An 11,539-nucleotide genomic window follows, 5' to 3' on the forward strand; every position below is an offset into this window, starting at 1 on the left:
CCGGACACAGGGAGACACGGATGCTCTACCTCTACGGCGTGCTCGCCGCGTGCCTGCTGGGACTGGGCTTCGTCCTGCAGCAGCACGCGGCGCGGAGCGCGCCGTTGTCCGACATGCTCAGCTTCCGGCTGCTGCTGGACCTGGTGAAGGTGCCGCTGTGGCTCTCCGGGATCGGCTGCATGGTCGCCGGGCAGATCTTCAGCGTGCTGGCGCTGAGCCAGGGCGACCTGTCCCGGGTAGAGCCGCTGCTGGCCACGAATCTGCTCTTCGCGATGGTGCTGGCCCGGTGGCTGAGCGGGGAGCGGCTGGGGCTCTCGGGCTGGGCGGGGGTGCTGCTGCTGAGCGGCGGCGTGGCGGCGTTCATCATCGCGGGCAGCCCGCACAGCGGTCCGGACGACACCGGGTCGCTGCGGCACTGGCTGGTCTTCGGCGGCGTCCTCGCCGTCGCGGTGCTCCTGGTGCTGACGGCCCGTCATGTCCGGCTGGTGAAGGAGCCACCGCTGCTGGCCGCCGCCGCGGGCGTGCTGTACGGGCTCCAGGACGCGCTGACCCGGGTGTCCAGTTCGCTCGCGGAGGAGCACGGCATCGGCCGGATGCTGATGAGCTGGGAGCCGTACGTGATCGTGGTGCTGGCCGTGACCGGGCTGATGCTCGTGCAGAGCGCCTTCGAGGCGGGGCCGTTGCGGATGTCGCTGCCCGCGCTCACCGCGGCCGAACCGCTGGCCGGCATCGCCTGCGGCATCGGCTTCCTCGGGGACCGCATCCGCGTCACGCCGGCGGCCCTGGCGGGCGAGTTCGCCGGGCTGGCGGCGGTGGTGGCCGGCGTCTTCCTCCTCGGCCGCCACCCCGCCATGCCCACCGGCGGCCACCGTGACCCGGAGGAGGCCGCACCGGAGTGCGGCTGAGTCCGGCCCGGCGGCGCGCGGACTGTGCGGTCATCCCACGGCGGCGGCCATTCTCCGTACCGCTTCCGTCAGTGCCTCGGGCGAGGTGGCGAGGTTGAGCCGGGCGTGCCCCGCGCCGCCGGTGCCGAAGTCCGGGCCGGGGCTCAGGGCGACCCGGCCGCGCTCCAGGAAGACCGCTGCCGGGTCGTCGCCCAGGCCCAGGCCGCGGCAGTCCAGCCAGGCCAGGTACGTGGCCTCGGCCGGCGTGTACCGCACTTCCGGCAGGTGCGCCGCCAGCAGGTCGGCGAGCAGCCGGCGGTTCTCGTCCAGCCCGGCGAGCAGGGCGTCCAGCCAGCCGCGGCCGTCCCGGAGCGCCGCGGTGTGGGCCAGTACGCCCAGGTGGCTGGGGCCGTGGCCGACCTCCTCGGGGAGGCGCGCGAGGTCGTCGGCGGCGGCCGGGCCCGCGATGGCGAGCGCGGCCTTGAGCCCGGCGAGGTTCCAGCCCTTGGAGGCGGACATCAGGGACAGCCCGCCGTCGGCGCCCGGCACGCTCAGGTACGGCACGAAGGCGGCGCCCGTGGCCACGACGGGGGCATGAATCTCGTCCGCGACGACCCGGACGCCGTACCGGGCGGCCAGCTCGGCGACGGCCGCCAGCTCCGCCGCCGTGTGCAGCGTGCCGGTCGGGTTGTGCGGGCTGCACAGCAGGTAGGCGGCGCGGCGTCCGCCCGCGACGGCGGACCGGAAGGCGTTCTCCAGCGCCGCGAGGTCGATGCGGTGGCCGGGGCCGAGCGAGGCCTCCACGATCTTGCGGTCCGCGTTGCCCACGAACTGGTAGAAGGGCGGGTACACGGGGCAGTTGACCACCACCGCGTCACCCGGGCCCGTGGTCAGCTTCAGCATCTCCACCACGCCGAGCATCACGTCGGGCACCACCGACGTGCGCTCCACGGCGAGCCCGTCCCACCCCCACCGCTCGTGTGCGAAGCCGGCGAGCGCCTCGGCGTACGCGGTGCCCACCGGGTAGCCGGTGTCGCCGCGCGCGAGCGCGTCGGTGACGGCGCGCACGACCGGTTCGGCCAGCGGCACGTCCATCTCCGCCACCCACAGCGGCAGGACGTCCTCCGGGTACGTGCGCCACTTCATGCTGGTGCGGCGCCGCAGCTCGTCGAGCGTGAGACGGCACAGCGGGTTCGCTTCGGCGGATGTCTCGCGCGGGATGATGTCCATGGGCCTCAAGATAGGCCGCACGCGCCGTTTTCCCCATGGGGCGGGACGGGCCCCCGGTCATTACGCGCCCGCGGCACGGCCGCCCGGTTGCGACGCGGGCCATGGTGCTCGCTTGCCTGGTGCTCGCTTGCCCGGTGCCGCGTGCGGCGACGTTCCGGCTACGTTGGCTCGCCCCGTTGCTCCTTGCGGCGTTCGTGGCGCCTGATGAGTACGTTGGCCAGGGCCACCACGAGTGTGGCCAGCAGGGCGGGGAGCCAGGGGTGGTGCACGCGCAGACCGGGCGTGACGGACTCGACGAGCAGTACGGCGAAGAACGTCGTCGCCGCTGACAAGCCCATCTCCGCGGCTCGTCCGGTCGCCGCAGAGAGCGGAAGGAGGCGCACGGCGAGCCGCAGGGGGTAGGCGAAGACGCCGACCAGGAGTCCGCAGGGCAGGCACAGCAGAGCGCCCCAGAACAGCGGGGCGATCCCCTCGGCTTCGATGAGGTTGCGGGAGAGCAGCGCGACGAGGAAGACGCCCAGCAGCACGACGAAGGCCACCAGGGCCACGACGCCGAGCCCGAGGCCGGTCATGCCGAAGGCGGCGAGTAGTTTGTCGCGGGGGGAAAGGGAAGCCCAGGTGGGTTCTTCCTCGTCCTTGTGATGGTCCTGCACTGTGCCTCCTTTGCTGCGCCGGCGTGGTGGTGCGGGCGGCGCCCCGAGGGAATTGCCGGGGCGCCGCCCGCTGGTCGGTGCCTCAGAGGGCGACCATCATGATCGCCTTGGCGATGTCGTGGGCGACGTCGGTGGGGACACCCGCCTTGACCATGGCAACGGCCAGCGCGGTCTCGCTCCACCCCTCGACATCCTCGATCGCGTCGGCGATCTTGTTGCCGTTGCGGGAGAGGAAGGCGCCGCTCTTCTTACTGACCTTGCCGACGATCTTGCCTGCCCAGCTGCCGCCGTGGCGCAGGCCGGCGACGATCAGCTTGCGCACGATGGTGCCCATGCCCAGGGCACGCTTCACGCGCTGGTGAGCAGCGGGGTTCTCCAGCTGCCGGGCGTACTGCTCGAACTCCCTGATCCGATCGGCGTCGGCGCCGTCGGCGCGCATGCGGGAGATGAGGTCGCGGACGTCCTCGGCGGTCGGCTGCAGCGCCTCTGCCGCCTGCCCCGCGACCGCCCGCTCGCGGTGTGCCTCGACGGCGCTCGCGGCGGGGGCGGCGACGCCGACGGCGACGGCGGCCAGAGCGGTGGCAGCGGCTATACGGAGGTGATTGTGCTTCACGTACACTTTCCTTGCAGGGCAGGGGGAAGAAGGCATACGGGTGCGCCGCTTGGCGTGGAAACTGAACGGCCCCCGCTTTTTTCTTCTTCCCCCTGGTCTTCTTACTTCCGCCCCAGCACCTTCCCTCCCGTTTCGGCAGGTCAGGCCGGGCGACGCGAAGACGTTAACGCAATCCTTCGCATGATCCAAAACGGGTGTGCGCCGACCGTCGGCGCACACCCGGAGGAATGTAGTTCAAGATTGCATGAATTGAATTGCGCTGTGGAGAAGATGCCGGAGAGGCCCTCATGGTTGCGCGATGCGGAAAATTGCGCGCCGCTTTTCTGCAGGGGGCGCGAGGGCAGAGGAGCCCGCTGCGCGACGCACCCCGTCACGGCGGGAACGTGACGGGGTGCCCCACTTCAAGGCCCGGCGGTCGCCTGCCGACCGGGCGGGTCAGCGCAGTCCGGCGAAGAGGTCGTTCTCGGGGACGGGCGCGCCGGTGGTGTCCTTGACGCGCAGGAACGTCTCCATACCCATCAATTCACCGAACCGCTCCTTGCCCATCTTGAGGAAGAAGATGTTCTCGCCCTGGCTGGCGTGTGCGGCCAGCGCATCGAATTTCTGGCCGCTGAATGCGGTGGTGTCCACCCACGTGGTGATTTCGTCGTCGGGGAGGCCGAGCTCGGCCATCGCGGCGGTCTCGGCGGGGTCCGGCTCCGGCATGTCGGGATGGAACTCGCGCAGGATCTCGCCGAACCGCTGCATTCCCGAGCGGGGCATCGTCGTCCAGTAGACCTTCGGCGTCAGCTCGGTCATCTCCAGCGCCGCCATCGTGATGCGGTGGGCCTGGATGTGGTCGGGGTGGCCGTAGAAGCCGTTCTCGTCGTAGGTGACGACCACATCGGGCCGGTAGTGCCGCATGAGTTCCGCGAGGCGGGCGGCGCCTTTCTCCACGGGGGTCTGCCAGAAGGATTCGGGGGCGTCATTGCTCGGCCAGCCCATCATTCCGGAGTCGGCGTAGTCCAGCATTTCCAGATCGCTGATCTTCAGGGCCTCACAGCTGGCCTGAAGTTCCTGGCGGCGCATCGAGGCGACGGCTGCCGGATCGTGGCCGGGGTCGCCCGGCTTGACGCCTCCCGGTCCGTCACCGCAACCGCCGTCGGTACACGTCACGAGAACCGTGCGGATGCCTTCCGCCGCGTACCGCGCGAGAATTCCTCCGGTACTGGTGGCCTCGTCGTCGGGGTGGGCGTGCACTGCCATGAGCGTCAAAGGCCGGTCAGTCACGGAACAGTCCTCCTGCAGAAGTCGTCTTTGTCCGGGTGCGCGGCGGGCGTACCGCGACCCGGGGGCCCGGATTCTGGTGTGGTGGACTGCGTAGTGGTCTCCGCGTTCCCCGCCCGTGCAGCGCCGGCCCCTCGGTCGATGCAACCGCGCCGACCGGATCAGTTGTTCCCGACGCGGCCCCGACCGCGGAAATGCTGCCTCTTGGACGGCGTCGCTGGTCGGGTTTCCGGGGTCCGCGCCATTGCTGCCGCGGCTCCGAGCAGCACCGGCGGTTCCCGGCGGCCGTTGGAGATGAAGCACTCCTGGGAACGCAGTTCGAGTCCTGACCGCAAGGGCCACCAGGACTGTCCGAGCCATCTTCGCGGGCCGCCGGGCCGTCGAATACGACGTGTGCATGGCACCGGAGGCATGCTCCGGAGGCAATGCGGCTGGTCCGGGTCCGGGAGCGGACCGCTGCCGGGGACGGCGTACGTGTCCGAGTCATAGTCATGGCCGAGGACGGGTACGCGATGCTGACAGGGTGCCGCGCGTCCGCACGGTGCGCGGCACTGCCGGAGGCGGCGTAGGCGGCTTCACCGCGTACCCCACCGTCCCGCCGGCCGGACGTCCGTTCCCCTCTTCTCTTCACGGCCGTAAGGATGATCATGGGACGCGAACAGCTGCTGGCCGATGTCTTCGTCGAGCTCGCCGGCTTCTGTCCAGGCAAGTCCTTCGATCTCGACGGGTATCTGGAGCGGTTCGCCGGCCGCTGCGTCCAGTTGCTGGACGTGTCGGCCGCCGTCGTCCTGTGCGCGCCGCCCGGCGAGCGGCTCCGGGCGGTCGCCGCGAGCGAGGCCGACCCGGCCCTCGCCGGGCTGCTGGACGCGGCGCCGCTGGAGGGCCCGGCGCGGGAGAGCTACCGTACCGCGGCGCCGGTCGCCCCCGTCGACCTCACGGGCACCGCCGTGCGCTGGCCCCGCTTCACCGAGCAGGCCCGCGCCGCCGGGTACCGCTTCGCCGGCGCCGTGCCGCTGGCGCGGCGGGGGCAGGCCGACGGGTCGGTGCTGCTGCTGAGCGCCGGTTCCGTGCCGGTGCCCGAGACGGAGGTACGGCTGGGGCAGGCCATGGCCCGTGTGGTGGCCGTGACGCTGTGCCGGCAGGACGCCCTGGACGCCTACCGCAGGATCAATGACCAGCTGCGGACCGCGTTGCAGAGCCGCGTCGTCATCGAGCAGGCCAAGGGCTTCCTCGCCCACCGCACGGGGTCGAGCCTGGAGGAGGCGTTCGAGGCGATGCGCGGGCACGCCCGCCGGCACGGGCGGCGGCTGCGGGACGTGGCCCGTGACGTGGTCGAACGGGCGCTGATGCCCGAGCCATGACGGGGCGCCTGCCGCTTCTCCCACGGACGGCCCAATGGCCCGGCCGCCTCCGCCGGATGCCTTATACCGGCCCTGTACCGAACGGGCAGCGGAAGGGAGTGGCGTCGTGGTGGCGCGGACGGAGCAGGCGGACCGGGTGATGGTCCGGGAACATCCCCGCCGTACGCGAGGGGCCGTCATGGTGACGTGGCTGACCACCACGGACCACAAGAAGATCGGCTCGCTCTACATGGTGACGGCGTTCGTCTTCTTCATGATCGGTGGGCTGCTGGCGCTCTCGATGCGCGCGGAACTGGCGCGCCCGGGGCTGCAGATCCTCTCCAACGAGCAGTTCAACCAGGCGTTCACCATGCACGGCACCATCATGATGCTGATGTTCGCCACCCCGCTCTTCTCCGGCTTCGCCAACGCCATCATGCCGTTGCAGATCGGCTCGCCGGACGTCGCCTTCCCGCGGCTGAACATGCTGTCCTACTGGCTCTTCCTCTTCGGGTCCCTGGTCGCCGTCGGGTCGTTCCTGACGCCCAACGGGGCCGCCGACTTCGGCTGGTTCGCCTACACCCCGCTGTCCGACGCGACCCGGACGCCCGGGGTCGGCGGGGACATGTGGGTGATGGGCCTGGCGCTCTCCGGCTTCGGCACCATCCTCGGTGCCGTCAACTTCATCACCACGATCATCTGCATGCGGATGCCCGGCATGACGATGTTCCGGATGCCGATCTTCACCTGGAACGTGCTGCTGACCAGCGTGCTCGTGCTGATGGCCTTCCCCGTGCTCGCCGCCACGCTGCTCGCGCTGGCCGCCGACCGGAAGTTCGGTGCGCACATCTACGACCCGGCCAACGGCGGCGCCCTGCTGTACCAGCACCTGTTCTGGTTCTTCGGGCACCCGGAGGTCTACATCATCGCGCTGCCGTTCTTCGGCGTGATCAGCGAGATCATCCCGGTCTTCGCCCGCAAGCCCATCTTCGGGTACATCGGCCTGGTCGCGGCGACCATCTCCATCACCGGTCTGTCGATCACCGTGTGGGCGCACCACATGTTCGTCACCGGGGCCGTGCTGCTGCCGTTCTTCTCGTTCATGTCGTTCCTGATCGCGGTGCCGACCGGGGTGAAGTTCTTCAACTGGATCGGCACGATGTGGCGCGGGTCGCTGTCCATCGAGACGCCGATGCTCTGGTCGCTGGGCTTCCTCGTCACGTTCCTCTTCGGCGGGCTGACCGGCGTCATCCTCGCCTCTCCCCCGATGGACTTCCACGTGAGCGACAGCTACTTCGTGGTCGCGCACTTCCACTACGTGGTGTTCGGCACGGTCGTCTTCGCGATGTTCGGCGGATTCCACTACTGGTGGCCGAAGTTCACCGGCACGATGCTGGACGAACGGCTCGGCAAGATCCACTTCTGGACGCTCTTCGTGGGCTTCCACACCACGTTCCTCGTGCAGCACTGGCTGGGCGCCGAGGGCATGCCGCGCCGCTACGCCGACTACCTCGCGGCCGACGGCTTCACCGCACTCAACACCGTCTCCTCCATCGGCGCGCTGCTGCTGGGCATCTCCACGCTGCCGTTCCTCTACAACGTCTGGAAGACCGCCAAGTACGCGCCGCGCATCACGGTCGACGACCCCTGGGGCTACGGCCGTTCGCTGGAGTGGGCGACCTCCTGCCCGCCGCCCCGGCACAACTTCTGCACCCTGCCCCGGGTCCGGTCCGAGTCCCCCGCCTTCGACCTGCACCATCCCCATGTCGCCGCGCTCGACCAGGCGGAGGCCACCGGCCGCCGGGACATGATCGACGAGGACGCCGGCACCCCGCTCCGCGACGGGGAGCGCTGATGAGTCCGCAGCACGGCCCGGACGGCCCCGCGGCCGAGGCCGGCCTGGACCGGCTGGAGGGCTACCTGCTGTGCTGGGCGGAGGCCGAGCGGGCCCGTGCCGACGCCGTGGCGTTCGCCGACCGACTGCCCTGGCTGACCACCGCCCAGCGCGAAGAAGTGATCCGCCACTACACGGCGGACCGGGTGGCCGTCACCCGCCGCTACTTCGAGCGGGTCCGCGACCGGAGCGGCGAACTCCGGGAGGAGTACACAGCCCGGTACCGGGAGCTGCGGCACCGCCTGGTGTGCGGGGCGGTGGCGGCCGCGCTCTCCGTGTGCGCGCTGCTCGGCGTCCTGGCGGGCCTGCCGGCCGACGGCTGGTGAGCGCGGGCCCCGCTCAGGGGGCCGGTGCGGCGCCGCCCAGGTTCTTCTCCATCCAGCCGACACCGAAGCGGACCACCTCGCCGGCCTCGAAGAGGTGGCTCTCGGCCGCGCCGACGGTGCCGCGCCGGCCGAGGCCGGCGGCGAGCATGTCCCGCGCGATGACCTCGAAGGGCCACTGCCCCTCGGGGACCACGCCCGAGTAGTCGAAGGCACCCTCCTGCGAGTCGATGTCGTGGAAGCGCCGCCACACCCGCTCGCCGTCCGCCATGACCGGCTGCTCGTACGTCACGTACCGCTTGCCCGGCGCGTCGGCGAGCGCCTCGGCGTGGTGCAGCAGGGTGAGGGAGTCCAGCGGCGCGCCGAGGAGGAGGACCCGGCCGCCCCGCGCGACCAGCCGCGCCAGCGGACTGCCGGGGCCGTGCGGGTCGTCCCACGGGTGGTCGGCCATCAGCTCCTCGGCGGCCGCGCCGAGGGCCGCGAAGCCGGCGTCGGGATGCCGGCTGCGGACGGCCCCCGGCAGCCGGCGCAGCGCCTCGGGCAGCCGGCCGTTGGCGTGGTCCGCCTCGCTGACGTCCGGGTCGTACGCGGGGTGTTCGGCGCGCAGCGCGTCCTGCCAGGGCTGCGGCCAGCCGGTGAAGTCGTAGGGCGGGGCGTCGTTCCAGCCGCAGGTGACCATGAGGGTGCCGCGCTCCCCCACCACGTCCTGCAGGGCGCCGATGACCGTGGCCGGGCCGCCCGCGACGTAACCGAGGGCGGACAGCCGGGTGTGGAACATGACGACGTCGCCGTCGGCGAGGCCGAGCGCGGTGAGGTCGTGGCGGAGGCGGGAGCGGGTGACCGGTCCGTCGGAGCGTGCGAGCAGGGCCAGTTCGTCCATGACCGCGAATATATCGGCCCGGCAGAACTCCGGTCATACGATCGCCTCGTGTGACCGGATCTGCATATTGTCGCTGGTTCGGGTGCACCTTGACGGGTGAATATTTAGCGGGCCGGTCCAGGGGCAGCATTCGTGCGGTGCTTGTACTCCGAGAAAGGAACGTCATATGCGCCGTACCGGTCCCGTTTTCGCCCTCCTCGCCGCGGCATTCCTCACGTCGGCCGTGACCGCCGTGCCGGCGGCCGCCGCCGATGGTGGTGAAGTCATCGTCTTCGAAACCGAACTCCAGCCGCTGACCACGTACGAGAATCCGCAGGGCTGCTACAAACTCCCGATCGGCTCCCATGTGCTGGTGAATCAGCTGGACCGGCCCGTGCAGGTGTACGGGGACCCGTTCTGCATGACGCCGAGTTTCACCGTACAGCCGGGTCACGGCTCCCATCTCGCGGCCGGTACCGGAAGTTTCTCCGCCTGATCCCGTCATGAACCGCCACAGGAAGGGGGGTTCTGCATGACTGCCGATCTCGCCGTGATCGGGCTGGGGCACGTCGGGCTGCCGCTCGCGCGGGCGGCGTGCGCCGCGGGGCTGACCACCGTGGGGTACGACGTCTCGGACGCCGTGGTGGCCGGTCTCAACAGGGGGCGCTCGCACGTCGGCGGGGTCGGCGACGGGGACGTCGCCGCCATGCGCGCCGCGGGCTTCCGCGCCACGTCCGACGCGACGGCGCCCGGCAGCGCCGACACGGTCGTGATCTGCGTGCCCACGGGCCTGGGCGCGGGCGGCACCCCGGACCTCTCAGCGGTGCGCGACGCGTCCCGGACCGTGGCCCGCTGCCTGCGGCCCGGCATGCTCGTGGTCCTGGAGTCCACGAGCCATCCGGGCACCACGGAGGAGGTCGTCCGGCCGATCCTGGAGGGCGGCAGCGGGCTGCGCGCCGGGGCCGACTTCCACCTCGCGTACTCGCCCGAGCGCATCGACCCGGGCAACCGGCACTTCGGGCTGCACAACACCCCGAAGGTGGTCAGCGGCTGCACTCCGCTGTGCGCCAAGCACGCGGTGGCCTTCTACGGCCGGTTCGTGCGGACGCTGGTGGTGTCGCGCGGCACCCGGGAGGCCGAGATGGCCAAGCTGCTGGAGAACGCCTACCGGTACGTCAACATCGCGCTGGTCGACGAGGTGGCGCTGTACTGCGACCGCACCGGCATCGACGTGTGGGACGTGCTGCACTGCGCCGGGACCAAGCCCTTCGGGTTCGCGCCGTTCCGGCCCGGAGCGGGGGTGGGCGGGCACTGCATACCCGTCGACCCGCGCTACCTCGCGGCGCGTGCCGAGGCCGAGGGCTTCTCGTTCCGGATGCTGGCCGCCGCCCACGAGGTGGTGGCGCGGATGCCGGAGCACGTCGTCGGCCGGGCCGTCGGCATCCTCGACGAGCTGGGCAGGCCGCCGGAGACGGCGACCGTGGTCCTGCTCGGCGTGGCCTACAAACCCGATGTGGCGGACGCCAGGGAATCGCCGGCCGGGCCGGTGGCAAGCGGGCTCCGCGACCGGGGGGCGACGGTCCGCTATCACGATCCGCACGTCCCGGAATTCACCGTGGACGGGGTGCCGCTGCCTCGCGAGAAATCCCTGCCGGCCGCCCTGGCAAAGGCGGACCTGGCAATTCTCCTCCAGGACCACTCCTGTTACGACACGACGACGGTGACCCGCGCGGAATGCGCTCTGCTGGACACCCGCGGAAAGGCCTCCGGGCCCCGGGTCACCCTGCTCTGAACGGAATACGGCCCGGCCACCGGGCGCATTCCGCGGAGCTCTCGAAAAACTTGCCGGCCTTCGGGGAAGGAGGGCCGAGCGGGACGGCACACCGACGAACGGGCCGGGTGCCGTGGAAATCCAGGAAGAACAACGGAAGGAAGAACACACCATGACTGCTCCCGTCGCGAACGACCGGCTGCAGAAGCGCTTCGACAAGTGGGACTCGGACGGCAACGGAATCCTCGAATGGAGCGACTTCGAGCAGGAGGCCGCGAAGATCGCGCAGAACTTCGGGGCCGACGCCCGCTCCAAGGAGGCGAAGGCGCTGCGCGAAGGCTTCCGCAACCTCTTCGACCACCTCACGCAGGCGGCCGGCGCGCCGTCGAACGGCCCGCTCTCCAGGGACCAGTTCCTGAGCGTCACTCAGAACCTGATCTTCGAGGGCGGCGAGGCCGACTTCAACCGCGCGCTCGGCCCGGTGGTCAAGGGCATCGTCGGCCTCTGCGACAAGAACGCCGACGGACAGATCAACGCCGGTGAGTTCGAGGCATGGCTGGCCGGCATCGGCGTGGACCGCTCGGCCGCCCAGGAGGCGTTCCGCAAGGTCGACAGCGACGACAACGGCGAGCTGTCGGTCGACGAACTGCTGGCGGCGGTGCGCGAGTACCACTTCGGCCGGCTGGACGTCGAGCTGCTCGGCTGA

At 71.0% G+C, this 11,539-nt stretch carries 12 protein-coding genes; 7 read left to right on the top strand and 5 right to left on the bottom strand.

The genetic code is table 11. From position 1 onward, the window contains the following. Positions 1-20: 20 nt before the first annotated feature. Positions 21-905, top strand: coding sequence for a DMT family transporter (locus tag C3486_RS20745; RefSeq protein WP_103834241.1), 885 nt, complete (start codon positions 21-23; stop codon positions 903-905). Between the two features lie 30 nt (positions 906-935). Here C3486_RS20745 and C3486_RS20750 read toward each other — a convergent pair whose 3' ends face one another. From C3486_RS20750 to C3486_RS20765, 4 genes are all read right to left on the bottom strand, one after another. Further along, complete coding sequence (locus tag C3486_RS20750; RefSeq protein ID WP_103834242.1) at positions 936-2,114, bottom strand: MalY/PatB family protein; 1,179 nt, start codon at positions 2,112-2,114, stop codon at positions 936-938. A gap of 158 nt (positions 2,115-2,272) precedes the next feature. Beyond that, a complete protein-coding gene (locus C3486_RS20755; protein ID WP_258052898.1) occupies positions 2,273-2,767 on the bottom strand; it encodes a hypothetical protein in 495 nt (164 codons plus the stop codon). Between the two features lie 82 nt (positions 2,768-2,849). Further along, a complete protein-coding gene (locus tag C3486_RS20760; protein WP_258052899.1) occupies positions 2,850-3,380 on the bottom strand; it encodes a hypothetical protein in 531 nt (176 codons plus the stop codon). Between the two features lie 435 nt (positions 3,381-3,815). Beyond that, positions 3,816-4,649 carry a PIG-L family deacetylase gene (locus C3486_RS20765; RefSeq protein WP_103834243.1) on the bottom strand — a complete coding sequence of 278 codons (834 nt, stop codon included), beginning with the start codon at positions 4,647-4,649 and terminating at the stop codon, positions 3,816-3,818. A 644-nt stretch (positions 4,650-5,293) separates the two neighbouring features. Here C3486_RS20765 and C3486_RS20770 point away from each other — a divergent pair. The 3 genes from C3486_RS20770 to C3486_RS20780 all read left to right on the top strand — a co-directional run bounded on the left by C3486_RS20770 (position 5,294) and on the right by C3486_RS20780 (position 8,206). Beyond that, a complete protein-coding gene (locus C3486_RS20770; RefSeq protein WP_103834244.1) occupies positions 5,294-6,007 on the top strand; it encodes a GAF and ANTAR domain-containing protein in 714 nt (237 codons plus the stop codon). A gap of 139 nt (positions 6,008-6,146) precedes the next feature. After that, positions 6,147-7,841, top strand: coding sequence for a cytochrome c oxidase subunit I (gene ctaD, locus C3486_RS20775; protein ID WP_103834276.1), 1,695 nt, complete (start codon positions 6,147-6,149; stop codon positions 7,839-7,841). Continuing rightward, positions 7,841-8,206 (top strand): hypothetical protein, encoded by a 366-nt coding sequence (locus C3486_RS20780; protein WP_103834245.1) that lies wholly within the window; start codon positions 7,841-7,843, stop codon positions 8,204-8,206. Before ctaD ends, C3486_RS20780 begins: the two co-directional genes overlap by 1 nt. 13 nt (positions 8,207-8,219) lie before the next feature. Here C3486_RS20780 and aac(3) read toward each other — a convergent pair whose 3' ends face one another. Further along, entirely contained in the window at positions 8,220-9,083 is an 864-nt protein-coding gene (gene aac(3) / locus C3486_RS20785; protein WP_181138625.1) for an aminoglycoside 3-N-acetyltransferase, read from the bottom strand. Positions 9,084-9,249: 166 nt separating this feature from the next. On the opposite strand from aac(3), the gene C3486_RS20790 reads away from it, so the two are divergent. From C3486_RS20790 to C3486_RS20800, 3 genes are all read left to right on the top strand, one after another. Continuing rightward, positions 9,250-9,558 (top strand): hypothetical protein, encoded by a 309-nt coding sequence (locus tag C3486_RS20790; RefSeq protein ID WP_181138626.1) that lies wholly within the window; start codon positions 9,250-9,252, stop codon positions 9,556-9,558. 36 nt (positions 9,559-9,594) lie between these two features. Beyond that, positions 9,595-10,854: a nucleotide sugar dehydrogenase gene (locus tag C3486_RS20795; RefSeq protein ID WP_103834246.1), complete on the top strand. Its 1,260-nt coding sequence runs from the start codon at positions 9,595-9,597 to the stop codon at positions 10,852-10,854. A 151-nt stretch (positions 10,855-11,005) separates the two neighbouring features. After that, positions 11,006-11,539, top strand: coding sequence for an EF-hand domain-containing protein (locus C3486_RS20800; protein ID WP_103834247.1), 534 nt, complete (start codon positions 11,006-11,008; stop codon positions 11,537-11,539).

This window comes from Streptomyces sp. Ru73 (genome assembly GCF_002920575.1).
Classification (GTDB): domain Bacteria; phylum Actinomycetota; class Actinomycetes; order Streptomycetales; family Streptomycetaceae; genus Streptomyces.